Source organism: Streptomyces cylindrosporus (assembly GCF_022698165.1).
Lineage (GTDB): Bacteria > Actinomycetota > Actinomycetes > Streptomycetales > Streptomycetaceae > Streptomyces > Streptomyces cylindrosporus.
The window spans coordinates 791,939-807,614 of record NZ_JALDAY010000001.1; the positions used below are offsets into that span (position 1 = coordinate 791,939).

At 71.0% G+C, this 15,676-nt stretch carries 12 protein-coding genes and 1 pseudogene; 3 read left to right on the forward strand and 10 right to left on the reverse strand.

Annotated elements, in window-relative coordinates; translation table 11 throughout:
* Positions 1-45 precede the first annotated feature (45 nt).
* The 4 genes from helR to MQP27_RS03525 form a co-directional block, all read right to left on the reverse strand.
* Entirely contained in the window at positions 46-2,244 is a 2,199-nt protein-coding gene (helR, locus tag MQP27_RS03510) for an RNA polymerase recycling motor ATPase HelR (protein ID WP_242760743.1), read from the reverse strand.
* A gap of 235 nt (positions 2,245-2,479) precedes the next feature.
* The gene (locus MQP27_RS03515; protein WP_242760744.1) at positions 2,480-4,417 is read right to left on the reverse strand and encodes a S53 family peptidase; all 1,938 of its coding nucleotides are present in this window, start codon (positions 4,415-4,417) and stop codon (positions 2,480-2,482) included.
* A gap of 256 nt (positions 4,418-4,673) precedes the next feature.
* Positions 4,674-5,303, reverse strand: coding sequence for a DUF305 domain-containing protein (locus MQP27_RS03520; RefSeq protein ID WP_242760745.1), 630 nt, complete (start codon positions 5,301-5,303; stop codon positions 4,674-4,676).
* 1 nt (position 5,304) lies between these two features.
* A complete protein-coding gene (locus MQP27_RS03525; protein ID WP_242760746.1) occupies positions 5,305-5,988 on the reverse strand; it encodes a thioredoxin-like domain-containing protein in 684 nt (227 codons plus the stop codon).
* Positions 5,989-6,291: 303 nt separating this feature from the next.
* Here MQP27_RS03525 and glnA2 point away from each other — a divergent pair, with 303 nt between their 5' ends.
* Both glnA2 and MQP27_RS03535 read left to right on the forward strand, forming a co-directional pair.
* Positions 6,292-7,653 carry a gamma-glutamylpolyamine synthetase GlnA2 gene (glnA2, locus tag MQP27_RS03530; RefSeq protein WP_242760747.1) on the forward strand — a complete coding sequence of 454 codons (1,362 nt, stop codon included), beginning with the start codon at positions 6,292-6,294 and terminating at the stop codon, positions 7,651-7,653.
* A gap of 71 nt (positions 7,654-7,724) precedes the next feature.
* Positions 7,725-7,952, forward strand: a complete 228-nt coding sequence (locus MQP27_RS03535) for a DUF4231 domain-containing protein (protein ID WP_242760748.1) — start codon at positions 7,725-7,727, stop codon at positions 7,950-7,952.
* A 3-nt stretch (positions 7,953-7,955) separates the two neighbouring features.
* On the opposite strand, the gene MQP27_RS03540 is transcribed toward MQP27_RS03535, so the two are convergent.
* From MQP27_RS03540 to MQP27_RS03560, 5 genes and pseudogenes are all read right to left on the reverse strand, one after another.
* On the reverse strand, positions 7,956-8,978 hold the full coding sequence (locus tag MQP27_RS03540) for a TolB family protein (RefSeq protein ID WP_242760749.1): 1,023 nt from the start codon (positions 8,976-8,978) through the stop codon (positions 7,956-7,958).
* Positions 8,975-10,270, reverse strand: a complete 1,296-nt coding sequence (locus MQP27_RS03545) for an MFS transporter (RefSeq protein ID WP_242760750.1) — start codon at positions 10,268-10,270, stop codon at positions 8,975-8,977. The genes MQP27_RS03540 and MQP27_RS03545 overlap by 4 nt, the downstream gene beginning before the upstream one ends.
* A 1-nt stretch (position 10,271) precedes the next feature.
* Positions 10,272-11,165, reverse strand: coding sequence for an alkaline phosphatase family protein (locus MQP27_RS03550; protein WP_242760751.1), 894 nt, complete (start codon positions 11,163-11,165; stop codon positions 10,272-10,274).
* Positions 11,166-11,305: 140 nt separating this feature from the next.
* The gene (locus MQP27_RS03555) at positions 11,306-11,746 is read right to left on the reverse strand and encodes a VOC family protein (protein WP_242760752.1); all 441 of its coding nucleotides are present in this window, start codon (positions 11,744-11,746) and stop codon (positions 11,306-11,308) included.
* A 36-nt stretch (positions 11,747-11,782) separates the two neighbouring features.
* A pseudogene (locus MQP27_RS03560) lies at positions 11,783-11,884 on the reverse strand (pyridoxamine 5'-phosphate oxidase family protein); the annotation flags it as partial.
* Positions 11,885-12,013: 129 nt separating this feature from the next.
* On the opposite strand from MQP27_RS03560, the gene MQP27_RS03565 reads away from it, so the two are divergent.
* The gene (locus tag MQP27_RS03565; RefSeq protein WP_242760753.1) at positions 12,014-15,004 is read left to right on the forward strand and encodes a bifunctional [glutamine synthetase] adenylyltransferase/[glutamine synthetase]-adenylyl-L-tyrosine phosphorylase; all 2,991 of its coding nucleotides are present in this window, start codon (positions 12,014-12,016) and stop codon (positions 15,002-15,004) included.
* A gap of 7 nt (positions 15,005-15,011) precedes the next feature.
* Here the strand turns inward: MQP27_RS03565 and MQP27_RS03570 are convergent, their stop codons facing one another.
* Positions 15,012-15,623 carry a TetR/AcrR family transcriptional regulator C-terminal domain-containing protein gene (locus tag MQP27_RS03570; protein WP_242760754.1) on the reverse strand — a complete coding sequence of 204 codons (612 nt, stop codon included), beginning with the start codon at positions 15,621-15,623 and terminating at the stop codon, positions 15,012-15,014.
* Between the last annotated feature and the right edge of the window lie 53 nt (positions 15,624-15,676).

Below are 15,676 nucleotides of genomic sequence, written 5' to 3' on the forward strand. Positions count from 1 at the left end.
CGCACTATACCCCCGATGGGTATGCGTGCCGTAAGTGCGGCGGGTCTACGAGCTCGTCAGCACGACCAGGCGTTGCGTGGCCCGGGTCATCGCCACATACCTGTCCACCGCCCCCTCGATCCCCTCGCCGAACTCCTCCGGGTCGACGAGGACGACCAGGTCGAACTCCAGGCCCTTCGCCAGCTCCGGAGTGAGCGAGCGGACGCGGGGTGTCTCCTGGAAGGCGTCGGCTCCGATGACGCAGGCGACGCCCTCGGGGTGGCCGGCGAGCCAGGTGTCGAGGACCGGGTCCAGGTCCGCGGTGGAGCCGTGGGCGACCGGGATGCCGCTGCTGCGTACGGACGTCGGCACGTTGGCGTCCGGGAGCGCCGCCCGGATCACCGGCTCGGCCTCCGTCATCACCTCTTCCGGCGTGCGGTAGTTGATGCTCAGGGAGGCGAGCCGGACGCGGTCGAGGCCGATCCGCTCCAGGCGCTCCCGCCACGACTCCGTGAACCCGTGCCGGGCCTGGGCGCGGTCCCCGACGATCGTGAAGCTCCGGGACGGGCAGCGCAGCAGCAGCATCTGCCACTCCGCGTCGGTCAGCTCCTGCGCCTCGTCCACGACCACGTGCTCGAACGGGCCCGCCAGCAGGTCGGGTTCGAGGCCGGCCGGGGCGTCCGTGTCGGCCAGGGTGTTCTGCAGGTCCTGGGTGGTGAGCATCGTCATCAGCATCCGCTGCCAGTCGTCGTCGGTCCTGAGCAGGTCCTCGGTGACCTGGGCCCGGTACTCGCGCTCCGCGGACGCCTCGGCCTGCTGCCGCCGCCTGCGCGCGGACGCCTCCGGGTCGCCGAGCCGCTGCCGGGCGGCGTCCAGGAGCGGCAGGTCGGAAACCGTCCACGCGCGCGTGTCCGCACGCTGGAGCCGCTCGACGTCCTCGGCGGCCAGCCAGGGCGCGCACAGCCGCAGGAAGGCGGGCACCGACCACAGGTCCGCGACCAGGTCGGCCGCTTCGACCAGCGGCCAGGCCCGGTTGAAGGCCGTACGCAACTCCCTGTTCTGCATGAGCGACCTGCGGATCAGCTCGACCGGGGCCTCGCCGTCCTCGTCGTCGCGGTCATTGTCGTCGCGGTCGTTGTCGTCGTACGACTCCTCGTGCTTGTCGACGAGGATCGTGAGCAGTTCCTCCCAGACCTGGTCGCGTGCCTCGTTGTGCGGGGTGCCGGGCTCCGCGGCGTCGAAGGCCTCGGCCCAGTCGGCGGGGGTCAGCCGGACGTCGCCCCAGGGGGTCTCGACCGTCATCCCCTTCGTGGGCGCCTCCTCGTAGAAGCGGACGCCCGTCTCGATCGCCCGTACCAGGTCCGCGGACGACTTCAGGCGGGCGACCTCCGGGTCGGACTCGACCGTCGCGCCGGCCCCTTCCGCGACCAGGTCCCGCAGCACGCAGGTCTGCACGCCCTCCTCGCCGAGGCTGGGCAGGACGTCGGCGACGTAGTTCAGGTAGGGCCGGTGCGGGCCGACGAACAGGACGCGGCCCCGGTGGTGGCCGATGCGCGGGTCGGAGTAGAGCAGGTAGGCCGAGCGGTGCAGGGCGACGACCGTCTTGCCCGTGCCCGGACCGCCGTCGACGACGAGCGCGCCCCGCGAACCCGCGCGGATGATCGCGTCCTGGTCGGCCTGGATGGTGCCGAGCACGTCCCGCATCCGCCCCGACCGGTTGCCGCCGAGGCTCGCGATGAAGGCGGACTGGTCGTCCAGCGCCGCGTGCCCCTCGAACGCGTCCGGTGTGAACACCTCGTCCCAGTAGTCGCCGATCCGGCCGCCCGTCCAGCGGTACCGGCGGCGGCTCGCCAGGCCCATCGGATTGCCGTGCGTCGCGCCGAAGAACGGCTCGGCCGCCGGGGAACGCCAGTCGATCAGCAGCCGGCGGCCCGCGCTGTCCGTGAGGCCGAGCCGGCCGACGTACACCGGCTCGGAGCCGTCCGCGGCGACCATGCGCCCGAGGCACAGGTCGAGACCGAAGCGGCGCAGCGTGCGCAGGCGGGCGGAGAGCCGGTACACCTCGATGTCCCGGTCCATCGCCTCCTGCCCCGTGCCGCCGGGCGCCCTGCGCGCGGTGTCGAGCCGCTCGGTCAGTTCGGCGATCGTCTTCTCAAGGCACTCCGCGATCGCCGCGAAGTGCCGCTCGTCCTCGGCGATCAGCGCCGGGTCGGCTTTGGCGGAGAGACGTTCCGGCAGATCGAATGCCGACAGAAGCACAGACACTTCTCCATTCCCCCATTTCCCCAGGTTCTGGGTTTCGGCCTGCGATTCTGCGGCACGAGGGGGGCCTTGCCGCAAGCCCCCCAGTGCGCTATAGGTTGAGAGTGGCAAGGAGTGGAAGTCCTCCTTGCCTTTCTTGTTTTCCGCGCCTTTCCCGTCTTCCGCGCACGCAAAGAACCGCCCGCGGCCCCCGAAGGGAGACCGCGGGCGGTTCTCAGTGAATCCGTGAGTCGGTGACTCAGCGGCGGCCGAACGAGGTGACGTAGCCGTTCGCGGGCGTGCCCACGCCGGTGACGTCGTCGTAGCCCTTGACCGCGGACAGCGAGCTGTCCTTGCCGAGGCTGCGGACCGAGGTGATCAGACCGTCCGTGGCGTCGTAGCCGTTGGCGAAGTCCACGCGGGCCTCCGCCAGGCCGGAGCCCGTCGGGTTGTCGGTCACGTCGTGGTACGCCTTCGACCCGTACTTGGAGTAGATCAGCGGGTTGGCGAAACCGATCGCCTTGCCGCCGCGCGCCTCCTGGGCCAGGGCCTGCACGGCCGCGATCACCGGAGCGGCGAGCGAGGTGCCGCCGATGCGGTACTCGTCGTAGCCCAGGGTCCCGTCCGGGAGGGTCTGGGTCTGGCCCACCTTGAAGCCGGTGTTCGGGTCGGCGACCGCCGAGATGTCGGGCACGACGCGGTTGCCGGCGGCGCTGTTGGCCGTGGCGAGCGCGTTCGGGACGACACCCTTCTGGTAGTAGGGCTCGGCGACCGTCTTGCTGGTGCCGCCGCCCGCACCCGAGGTGAACGCGCCGGGGAAGTCGGTCCAGCTCTTGCCGTCCGCGGACAGCACGGCCTTCTCGGTGCCCCAGCCGGTCTCCCACTGGTACTTGTCGCCCTTGCCGACCGCCAGCGAGGTACCGCCGACCGCCGTCACCCAGGCCGAGTTGGCGGGGGTGTCGACCTGCTTCGTACCGGTGTTGGCGACCTCGTCGCCGTTGTCACCGGAGGAGAAGTAGAAGCCGATGCCCTCGACCGCGCCGAACTGGAAGACCTGGTCGTAGGCGGCCGCGAGGTCCGGCGTCTGGTTGGCCTCGATGTCGCCCCACGAGTTGGAGACGATGTCGGCGAGGTGGTTGTCGACCACCTTGCTCAGCGAGTCCAGCAGGTCGTCGTCGTAGCAGGACGCGGCGCCCACGTACGTGACGTCCGCGGCCGGCGCGACCGCGTGCACGGCCTCGACGTCGAGGGTCTCCTCGCCGTACCAGCCGGCCGCCCCGCACTCGTCGGTCTTGGTGTAGTTCTTGGGCAGCACCTGGTGCAGCTGCCCGGTCGACCACTTGGCGTCGCCGTGCTTCGACGCGTACGTCTGCGCGTCGAACGCGATGTACGGCGAGGCGTAGGCGTCCGTGATGGCGACGCGGACGCCCTTGCCGGTGTAGCTGCCCGCACCGTAGGCGGCGCGCAGCTGCTTGCCGGTGTAGCCCTGGATCGCGTACGGGATCTTCGAGCCGTAGGCCTCGGGCAGCGTGCTCGCGATGTTCGAGCCGTAGTACGAGGAGAACGGCCCGGAGTTGCGGAACACGGTCTCCGGCGGCGGCAGCTGGTCGTCGTGGGTCGCCTTGTGCGGAGCGTTGTCCAGGCCGGTGACGGTCAGGACGGCGCCGTTCAGACTGTCCGGGGCGGAGGCGGCCTTCGCCGGTGCCCGGTAGGTCTTCGAACCCTTGGCGTAGTTGTGCAGCTGGGTGCCGAACGCCTTCTCGGCGGCGGCCACGTCACCGGTGACGGAGACGTAGTGCTGCGTGACGCCGGTGACCTTCAGGCCGGAGGCCGTCAGCCACGACTTGACCGCCGCCACCTGGGCCTTGGTCGCACCGAAGGCGGCCTGCGCCTTCTTGGCGCTCAGGTACTTGCCGTACAACGGCGAGCTCGGGTCGGACACGGCCTTCGCGTAGGCGGCGAGGCCGTTGGCGTTCCGGCCGGCGAGGTAGACCCGGAGGCTGACCTGGGCGCCGTTCGAGGCGTCGCCCTTGTCCGCCTTGGCCGTGGCCCACGCGGGCCTGGTGCCCGCGAGGGCGTCCCGGCCCGGGTTGTCCGCGGCGTGCGCCGCGGGTATGCCGAGCGCCAGCGCACCGGCGACCATGGGCAGTGTTGCCGCCATGCTCACGGCGCGCAGTCTGGCGCGGTTGGATCTCATAGAACCCCCTGCGATGCGGTTCTTCGCATGTGTGGTTGGTCGTCGCAGTGATCCGCGTTGACGACCCGCTCCGCGGCGGAGGCGCGGGCAGTGGATCAAGCGATGGGGGTCACTCTTTCGATGAACCGTTCATGCCAGGGGAATGAAAAGGCCAAGGAAACCCCAAGTGGCGTCAATTGCGGCGCCTTTGGGGCGATTTCGACGGCCCCCGGAGTGTTGCGGCATGATTGCGATCGCCGGGGAACCCTTGCCGACGTCAGTCGCGCGCTTTCGCGCCGCGCTCCTTGAGCATGTCCGCCATCAGGTCGATCTCCGACTGCTGAGCATCGACCATGCCCTGGGCCAGCCGCTTCTCCACGCCGACCGTGCACTTGGACACACAGCCCTCGGCCATGTGGATGCCGCCCTTGTGATGGTCCGTCATGAGCTGGAGGTAGAAGACCTCGGCCTGCTTGCCGCTGAGCGTCCCCAGTTTCTTCAGCTCGGTGTTGGTCGCCATGCCCGGCATCAGCGCGCCGTCCTTGCCGGAGGCCATGTCGCCCATGCCCATCCAGGTCATCGGCGGATCGGCCGACACCTTCGGCAGCCCCCACAGGTCCAGCCAGCCCAGCAGCATGCCGCGCTGGTTGGCCTGCGTCTGCGCGATGTCGTAGGCGAGGCGCCGTACTTCCTCGTTCTTCGTGCGGTCGCGGACGATGTACGACATCTCGACGGCCTGCTGGTGATGGACCGCCATGTCCCGGGCGAACCCGGCGTCCGCCGAGTCCGCGGCCGGTGTCCCCGGGCCGGAGCCGCCGTCCTCGGCGACCGCGTACGTGATCGCGCCGGCCGCGACCAGCACCGCCGCCGCGGTCCCGGCGATCCACCCGATGTGCTGCCTCTTCACGTCACATCGTCCCGCCGGTGCACGAGGCACCCGGCTCCGGCGTCTGGTCGCCCTGCACATACGTCTCGAAGAACTTCGCGACCTTCGGGTCGTCGGCGCTCGTCACGCTGAGCTGGTGCCCCCACGCCGACAGCTCGATCGGCGAGGTCTGGTTCGCGTACGGGCTCATCAGCGAGTACGGCGTCTGCTTCACCTTCGCCGCCAGCGTGTCCACGTCGGACTTCTTCGCCTTGTCGGTGTACGTCACCCAGACCGCGCCGTGCTCCAGCGCGTGCACGGCGTTCTCGTCGTGCACGGCCTTGGTGTAGACGTTGCCGTTGCAGTTGAGCCAGACCTGGTTGTGGTTGCCGCCGACCGGCGGGTGCATCGGGTAGCTCACGGTGCCCTGGACGTGGTTGCGGGACAGCTTGCCCGTCCAGGTCCGCACGCCGTTCTTGTCGGCGGTGGTGAAGTGCCCGGAGTCCCCGGAGGTGCCGCCCTTGGAGTCGCTCGCGGTGTCCGACTTCTTGTCGTCGCCCTGCGACTTCACCACGAAGACCCCGCCGACCACCAGGGCGGCGACGACGACCGTGCTCGCCGCGATCACCAGGATCCGGTTGCGCCGCTCACGGGCCTGCTCGGCGCGCCGCATCTCTTCTATACGTGCCTTGCGCGCCGCGTTGCTGGGCTTGTTGCCGGAGGCCATCGGGTGTCCTTCTTGGGGGAAAAGGGACTGCTGGGCCCGCTGATCCTAGTAGGACCGCCGCACAGAATGGAGGGCCGTGGGTCCGTCTGCCGGGCCGCCCATTACGGATGTCGGTGCGAGCAGGCAAGATGGGCGGTGAGCAGTACACCCGCGGTTGGTGAGGCGTTCAGCCCGGAGCCGGTCGGCCGATCATGGTCGGCAACGCGTATGAAACGCTGTTGTGGTGTGATGCTCAGGTGCCCGACCGCCTCCTGCGGGACCCGGAGACAGGCGGCCTGACCAGCAAGGATGGGGAAGCGGAAGATGGACAAGCAGCAGGAGTTCGTGCTCCGGACCTTGGAGGAGCGCGACATCCGGTTCGTACGCCTGTGGTTCACGGACGTGCTGGGCTTCCTCAAGTCCGTCGCCGTGGCCCCCGCCGAGCTGGAACAGGCCTTCGACGAGGGCATCGGCTTCGACGGCTCGGCCATCGAGGGCTTCGCCCGCGTATACGAATCCGACATGATCGCCAAGCCGGATCCGTCGACGTTCCAGGTCCTGCCCTGGCGCGCGGAGGCCCCCGGCACGGCCCGGATGTTCTGCGACATCCTCATGCCGGACGGCTCCCCGTCCTTCGCCGACCCGCGCTACGTCCTCAAGCGCGCCCTGACCCGCGGCTCCGACCTGGGCTTCACCTTCTACACCCACCCCGAGATCGAGTTCTTCCTGCTGAAGGACCGCCCCCTCGACGGCACGCGCCCGACGCCCGCCGACAACTCCGGCTACTTCGACCACACCCCGCAGAACATCGGCATGGACTTCCGCCGCCAGGCGATCACCATGCTGGAGTCGATGGGTATCTCGGTCGAGTTCTCCCACCACGAGGGCGCGCCGGGCCAGCAGGAGATCGACCTCCGGTACGCGGACGCGCTGTCCACGGCCGACAACATCATGACGTTCCGCCTGGTCATGAAGCAGGTGGCGCTGGAGCAGGGGGTCCAGGCGACCTTCATGCCCAAGCCGTTCTCGGAGCACCCGGGCAGCGGCATGCACACGCACCTGTCGCTCTTCGAGGGCGACCGCAACGCCTTCTACGAGTCCGGCTCGGAGTACCAGCTCTCCAAGGTCGGCCGCTCCTTCATCGCGGGCCTGCTGCGCCACGCGGCGGAGATCTCCGCGGTCACCAACCAGTGGGTGAACTCCTACAAGCGCATCTGGGGCGGCTCGGAGCGCACGGCGGGCGCCGGCGGCGAGGCCCCGTCCTACATCTGCTGGGGCCACAACAACCGCTCGGCCCTCGTCCGCGTCCCGATGTACAAGCCCGGCAAGACGGGCTCGGCCCGGGTCGAGGTCCGCTCCCTGGACTCCGGCGCGAACCCGTACCTGGCGTACGCGACCCTCCTGGCCGCCGGCCTCAAGGGCATCGAGGAGGGCTACGAGCTCCCGCCGGGCGCGGAGGACGACGTCTGGGCCCTGTCCGACGCGGAGCGCCGGGCGATGGGCATCGAGCCCCTGCCCCAGAACCTGGGCGAGGCCCTGACCCTGATGGAGCGCAGCGACCTGGTCGCCGAGACCCTGGGCGAGCACGTCTTCGACTTCTTCCTGCGCAACAAGCGCCAGGAGTGGGAGGAGTACCGCTCGGAGGTCACGGCGTTCGAGCTGCGGAAGAACCTGCCGGTGCTGTAGGGGCAGGTCGGGGCGGGTTTCCCGCCCCACCCATCTCACCGCCGGGGCGGCTTCGTGGTAGTGAGATGGGTATGTCGGACGAACGGGGTACGACCGGCCGGCTGCGGGCCCTTCGGGCCCGCCGCTGGGTGAGGTTGGTCTGGGTGGTGCTGTGCTTCGGCGCCGCCGCTTTGGTCTCGCACTTCTGGTTGGGCGAGTCCTGGAGCCAGGTGGCGTGGCTGGCCGTTTCGCTGTCGGTCGTGGTGGGGGCTGTCGTGGAGGTCAGGGAGCGAAGGCGGACGGAGCGGCAGGGCGACTGAGGGTCAGCCGCCGACGTACGCGGGAGACACGGCCGCCGTGCTGATGCGCCGCGGCCTTCCCGTGCCGTCCGCCGGGACCGTGTAGAGGTCCGCGCCGTAGTCGCCGGGCAGGGCGTACACCAGGGTGCGCGAGTCCTTCCAGACCGCCTGGTCGTCGACGCTTCGGGACTCCGCGAGGGCCGTTTCGCGCATCGTGCGCAGGTCCAGGACGTACAGGTGCCAGGGTGCGTCCTTCGGGAGGCCCCGCACCCGCTTCTTGTACGCGATGCGCGTGCCGTCGGGGGACAGGGACGGGCATTCGACGTTCGTGTGGAGGGTCGTGACCGTGCGGGTTCGCAGGTCGCCTCGGACCAGGTAGGTCTTGCCCTTCGTCGCCAGCGTCGCGTAGAAGGTGCGGTCGTCGGAGGCGAAGGTCACGCCCCAGAAGTTCACGTCCGCCGCACGGTAGTCGTGGCCGTCCTTGACGACGCGGTACGCCTCCAGGGACGGGGTCAGTCTGCCCGTTCGGACGTCCACGATCGCCGCGCGCGTCGAGAAGTTCGTACCCGCGTACGAGTCCCCGCCCACGAAGGCCGTCCAGGCCGCGTAGTGGCCCGTGGGGGAGACGCGGGCGCGGGACGGGATGCCCGGGACGTCGTACTTCGCCCTCGTCCTCAGGTCCGCGTCCAGGATGAGCGCCCGGTACGTGTCCGAGACCGCCCCGTGCACGGCCTGCAGGCACACCCCTGTGCCCGAAGCGGCGTAGAAGCGCAGGCACTTGACGCCGGAGGCCGTGCGCGGGCCGGAAGGGTTCGCGGCGGGGACAGTGGTCAGTTCGTCGCGGTGTGGGCCCCAGGCCATGTTGCGGAAGACCATGCTGCCGGGGGAGGTGAGAGTGACCCTTCCCTCGGTCACGCTCGGGCCGCCCGGCTGGGCCTGGTCGCGGCGGTCCGCGCGCGCCGACGCGTGCAGGATCGAGGCCACGGCCACCGCCGCGAGCGCGAGCACCGCCGCGGCGAGTACCAGGATGCGGTTGCGCAGTGTCATGCCGTCGCCTCCCGGGGCCGCAGCGCCGTCAGGGACACCGTCGCGCACAGTGCCAGCGCCACCGTCGACGCCAGCAGCGCCGTACGGTCGCCCCACATGCTCCATGCCGCGCCGAAGCCCAGTGAGCACGCGAACCGGGCCATGGCCTGTCCGGTCTGTACGACCGCCAGGCCCGAGGAGCGCAGTTCCTCGGGCACGCTGTCCGAGGCCGCCGCCATCAGCACGCCGTCGGTCGCCGCGTAGAAGGTGCCGTGCAGGAGCAGTACCGCGTACGGGAGCGCGGGGCCGTGCCAGGAGGTGAGGAGCAGGGCGTACGCCAGGAGCAGCGCCGCGTGTCCCGCCAGGAAGACCCGCCAGCGGCCCGCTCGGTCCGCGAGCCGCCCGAGCGGCATCGCCAGCAGCAGGAACGCCGCCGCCGTGCCCAGCGGGAGCAGTGCGAACCAGCGGTCGGGGACGCCCAGGCGCCGCTGGAGGAGGAGGTAGACGAAGGAGTCGCTCACCGTCGCCAGGCCGAGGAGCAGCGCGCAGATCGTGATACGGCGCAGGTCGCGCCCGCGGAGGAGGCCGAGGGCGGCACGGATGGTGGGGCGGGAAGGGGTGTCGGTCGCCGGCACCCGTGGCGAAGGTGATGCCCCCGGCACGAACAGCACCAGCACCAGCACCAGCACCCCCACCACCGCCACGCAGAAGCTCACCGTGAACACCGCGTCGTAGCCGTCCACCGTCGCCCGCAGGATCAGGAACGCGACCAGTGGGCCCAGCAGTGCGCCCGCCGTGTCCATCGCGCGGTGTACGCCGAAGGCCCGGCCGCGGGTCTCGGGGGTCGAGGAGAGCGAGATCAGCGCGTCGCGGGGGGCCGTGCGCAGGCCCTTGCCGGTGCGGTCGGCCGCCAGGATCAGGCCGATGGGGGTGAGGGAGGTGGCCAGCAGCAGAAGTGGCTTGCAGGCCGCCGAGATGCCGTAGCCCAGGCCCGCCACCCACTTGTGGCGACCGCCGCCGCGGTCGGCGAGGTGGCCGCCGGCCAGCCGTACCAGGGCCGAGAAGCCGTTGTAGATGCCGTCCAGGAGCCCGAAGCCCAGGGGGGACAGGCCGAGGCCGGCCACCAGGTAGAGGGGGAGGACCGCGGTCACCATCTCGGAGGACACGTCGGTGATCAGGCTGACCGTGCCGAGTGCGAGGACCGTGGGGGCGACCGCGGTGCGGTACCGCCCGGCGGAGACTCGCCGGGTGGTACCTTCCGCGGACGCCTGCGCAGCAGTGCTTGTGCTTGCGCGGCTGTCCGCTACGTACATGTCAGGAGGCCCAGATCCCCGTGATGTCGGACGCGGAGGCCGCGTTGCCGGCGTGGGTCGTCAGGCCCTGCGAGTCCTCCAGGGTGCGCAGCAGGTCGTAGTGGTTGTACGTGGTGGAGCTGCTGGAGCCCGCGGTGACCGGCTGCCCGTACAGGACCGTCGGGATGCGGTTGCCGGAGAGGCGGTTGTCCTCGTCGAAGGTGACGACGAGGAGGCTGTTGTGGGTCTTGGCCCAGGTGGCGTACGCGCCCAGGTTGTTCTTCAGCCAGGTGTCACCGGTCGACACCGAGCAGTCGTGCATGTCGCTGCACAGGTTCGGGACGACGAAGGAGACGTCCGGGAGGGTGGAGTAGTCGGTCGGGAACTGCGCGAAGGTCTTCGCGGTCGAGGTCGGGACGTTGCTGAAGCCGAACCACGGGTTGTGCTTGCGCGCGTAGTTGCCGCTGCTGCACGTCGTGGAGCCCTGGCTGGGCAGGGTCTCGTTGTAGCTGGCCCAGGTGCCGCCGGCGGCGATCACCTCGGAGGCCAGGTTGGCGGCCGAGGAGAAGCCGGGGGTCACACAGCTGTCGTCCGTGACGCCCTGGGTGGCGCCGGAGAACAGCGCGTAGTAGTTGGGCTGGCTCGGGTGGGTCTCGGCGTACGACTGGCTGAGGTTGGCGCCGCCGGTCTTCAGCGAGTTGATGTACGGGGCGCTGGAGGAGCCGATGACCTGGCTGTACGCGTGGTTCTCGAAGACCACGACGACCACGTGGTCCGGGGAGGGCACGCCGGCCGCGGCGGACGAGGAGCCGCCGAGGCCGGTCCACAGGCCGACGGCCGCCGCGGTGAAGGCGAGCGCGGACGCCACGGCCGTGCGGCCGCGGCGGAACGCCGTATGTGCAGAACTGCCGGACACATCAACCTCCGGAGGGGGGAAGGGCGGGGGCGGCGGTGCGGACAGAGCATGCACACGCCAACATTCCCCCGCCCCACGTCACCCAACCCGCGGGGTGAAGAGCGGATGAACTAAAGTCAGGCGAATCGTTTCGACCTCAACTACTCCTGCCGGTCGGCCAGTTCGGCCAGCACCTTGTGCAGCGGTTCGGTGGCCCGGCGGCGGTACTCCTGGATCGCCCAGCCGTTGCCGTCCGGGTCCTTGAAGTACATGAACGTCGCACCGTCCTGCGGCGCGAACTGCTGCGGCTCGCTGATCTCCAGGCCGCGCGCGGTCAGTTCGTCGTACGCCGCCTTCGCGTCCGTCACACACAGCTGCATCCCGTGGTACGTCCCCGGCTGCGGCGTCCCCGTCGGCACCTGGAGGCCGTCGACCAGCGCGATCGAACAGCCCGAGCCGGGCGGGGTGAGCTGCACGATCCGCACCCCCTCCATCACCTCGCCGTCGAGATCCACGTGGAAGCCGACCTTGTCCCGGTAGAACTCCTTGGCCCGGTCCACGTCGGAGACGGGGAGCAGGATCACTTCGAGGCTCATGTCCATGAGAACGACTCCTTTGTCGTACGTCATACGAGTCCGTCATCCGAACCGCCACCGCGTCTGGCTGAACGGCTCTCCCTTACCGAAGCCGAAAACGACGCGGGGCGCCACCGAGAAGACGAACGCGTGACCGCCACCGTGGGGGACAGGGCAGACCCCTGACAACCGCGGAGCTCATCGGTTAAGTCGGCCGTGGCTGTGCAGGCGCTTGTGTCAGTGGGTGCGGTTAGGCTCGGGCCAGTACGACCTTGATCCGACGGGAGGGCGAGGATGACGGCGCCGGGGCGCAGGAGCAGTACCTTCACGCGGCTGCTGCGGCACGGCTTCACCGATCCCTCGGCCGCCGAGCGGCTGCTGGACGGGCCCGAGCTGACGGCCGTACGCAATGATCCGGTGCTGCTGGACGCGCTCGGGGCCACGGCCGACCCGGATCTCGCGCTGGTCGGGCTCGTACGGCTGCTCGAAGCGCAGCCCGGCGCCACCGCCCGGCGGGAGCTGCTCGACACGCTGATAGCGGCCAAGCCGCTGCGTGACCGGCTGCTCGGTGTGCTCGGGGCCTCCGCCGCGCTCGCCGATCATCTCGCGCGGCATCCGCGGGACTGGCAGGCGCTGGTCACGTACGAGCCGCGGGATCTGCATCCGGGGGTCGAGGAGTTCGAGCGCGGGCTCGCCGAGGCGGTCGATCCGGTGTCGCTGCGGGTCGCCTACCGGCGCTGCCTGCTGTCCATCGCCGCGCGTGACGTGTGCGGTACGACCGACGTCGCCGAGACCGCCGCCGAGCTCGCCGACCTCGCCACCGCGACCCTGCGCGCCGCGCTCGCCATCGCCCGCGCGGCGGCGCCCGAGGACGCGGCGCTGTGCCGGCTCGCCGTCATCGCGATGGGCAAGTGCGGTGGACACGAGCTGAACTACGTGTCGGACGTGGACGTCATCTTCGTCGGCGAGGCGGTCGACGGCGCCGACGAGGGCAAGGCGCTGCGGTCCGCCACCAAGCTCGCCTCGCACATGATGCGGGTCTGCTCCGAGACCACCGTCGAGGGGTCCATCTGGCCCGTGGACGCCAATCTGCGCCCCGAGGGGCGCAACGGCCCGCTCGTGCGGACCCTCAGCAGCCATCTCGCCTACTACCAGCGGTGGGCCAAGACCTGGGAGTTCCAGGCGCTGCTCAAGGCGCGGCCGGTGGCCGGTGACATCGAGCTCGGCGAGGAGTACGTCACCGCGCTGGAGCCGCTCGTGTGGAAGGCGGCCGAGCGGGACAACTTCGTCCCCGACGTGCAGAAGATGCGCCGCCGGGTCGTCGAGAACATTCCCGTCGCCGAACTGGACCGGCAGCTGAAGCTCGGCCCCGGAGGCCTCCGGGACGTCGAGTTCGCCGTCCAGCTGCTGCAGTTGGTGCACGGCCGCGACGACGCCTCGCTGCGCAGCGGCACCACCCTCGACGCCCTCCAGGCCCTTGCCGCGGGCGGCTACGTAGGGCGCGCCGACGCCGCCCAGCTCGACGAGGCGTACCGGTTCCTGCGGTCCATGGAACACCGGATCCAGTTGTTCCGGCTGCGGCGCACGCACCTCGTGCCCGAGGACGAGGCCGACCTGCGGCGCATCGGACGGTCGCTGGGGCTGCGCGCCGACCCGGTCGCCGACCTGAACCGCGAGTGGCGCCGGCACGCGGCCGTCGTACGGCGGCTGCACGAGAAGCTCTTCTACCGGCCGCTGCTCGACGCCGTCGCCCAACTCGCGCCCGGAGAGGCACGGTTGAGCCCGGAGGCGGCTCGGGAGCGGCTCGTCGCGCTGGGGTACGGGGATCCCGCGGCAGCGCTGCGGCACCTGGAGGCACTGGCGTCCGGGGTGACACGGAAGGCCGCGATCCAACGGACCCTGCTGCCCGTGCTGTTGGGGTGGTTCGCCGACTCCGCCGACCCGGACGCGGGCCTGCTCAACTTCCGCAAGGTCTCGGACGCCCTGGGCAAGACCCCTTGGTATCTGCGGCTGTTGAGGGACGAGGGCGCGGCCGCCGAGAACCTCGCGCGGGTGCTGTCCGCGGGGCGGCTCGCTCCCGACCTGCTGATGCGCGCTCCCGAGGCGGTGGCGCTGCTCGGCGCCGACGAAGGGCTGGCACCACGGGGCCGGGCCGCGCTGGAGCAGGAGGTCCTCGCCGCGGTCAGCCGGGCGGACAGCGCCGAGCAGGCGGTCACCGCGGCCCGTGGCGTACGGCGGCGCGAGCTGTTCCGTACCGCCGCCGCTGACATCGTCGGCTCCTACGGCACCGAGACCCAGCCCGCCGAGGCCGACCAGGGCGCCCTCGTCGACCGGGTCGGCGGCGCCGTCTCCGACCTGACCGCGGCGACCATCGCGGGCACCCTGCGCGCGGTCGTGCGCGACACCTGGGGTGACACCCTGCCGACCCGGTTCGCCGTCATCGGCATGGGGCGCTTCGGCGGACACGAACTCGGCTACGGCTCCGACGCCGACGTTCTGTTCGTGCACGAGCCGCGCCCCGGGGTGCCGGAGCAGTCCGCCTCCGAGGCCGCGAACAAGGTCGTCGCCGAGATGCGGCGGCTGCTGCAGATCCCGAGCGCCGATCCACCCCTCCTGGTCGACGCCGATCTGCGGCCCGAGGGCAAGTCCGGGCCGCTCGTACGGACGCTGAACTCCTATGAGGCGTACTACCGGCGCTGGTCGCTGGTCTGGGAGTCGCAGGCCCTGCTGCGGGCCGAACCGGTCGCGGGCGACGAGGACCTGGGCCGGCGGTTCATCGAACTCGTCGATCCGCTGCGGTACCCGGCGGAGGGGCTCGGCGACGACGCGGTACGGGAGATCCGGCGGCTGAAGGCCCGGATGGAGTCCGAGCGGCTGCCCCGGGGCGCCGACCCCAAGCTGCACACCAAGCTCGGGCCCGGCGGCCTGTCGGACGTGGAGTGGACCGTGCAGCTCATTCAACTGCGGCACGGGTGGGCCGAGCCGGGACTGCGCACGACACGCACCCGGGAGGCCCTCGCCGCGGCCCGCACCGCCGGCCTCATCTCCGCCGAGGACGCCGAGATCCTCGACGAGGCCTGGGTGCTCGCGACACGGGTGCGCAACGCCGTGATGCTGGTGCGCGGGCGGGCGGGCGACACGTTCCCGTCCGGGGGCCGTGAACTCGCCGCGGTCGGGCGGTACTTGGGGTACGCGGACGGGCACGTGGGGGACATGCTGGACGCGTACCGGAGGACCGCCCGGCGGGCTCGGGCGGTTGTGGAGACACTGTTCTACGGCGCGTAGCCGGCGTCTATGCGCCCGGCGTCAGCAGATTCCTCGCGTGGGCGAGAAAGCCCGCCAGTCCCACCTCGAACGCCCGGTCCGCCCGGCCCTCGCCCACCGCGGCCAGAGCCTCCGCCAGCCGCGGTGTCGGGGTCTCCTCGGTCAGCTCCCACATCGTCTCCGGCGCGGTGAGGTCCAGGGCCGAACCCAGGACCAGGTTCTCCAGGGCGATCAGCAGCGGCATCACCTCGGCCGCGGCGAACCCCGCGTCGAGCAGGAGGGCCACCGCCCGCTCGTACTGCTCCAGCACCCGGGGTGCTCGTACGGGTGAGGTCATGAGCAGCGGGATCGCCTTCGGATGGGCCGCGAAGGCCGCCCGGTAGGAGCGCGCCCAGGCCTCCAGCGCCGAGTCCCACGGCGTCCCGTCCAGCGTCCTCGGGTCGATCGCGGAGGCCACGCGCTCGCGCAGCAGCTCCACGATGCCCTCCCGGCCGTCCACATGGTGATACACCGAGCCCGTCTGCGCGCCGAGCCGCTTCGCGATCTGCGGCACGCTGAAGTCGCCCTGCTCGTCGACGAGTTGCAGCGCGGTCGTGGTGATGCGCTCGCGGTCGAGAAGCGGTGTGCGCGGCCGTCCCATGGTCCTGCGGTCTCCCCAAGGTCTTCGTCGGTCTTCCCGTACGCCCACGAGGA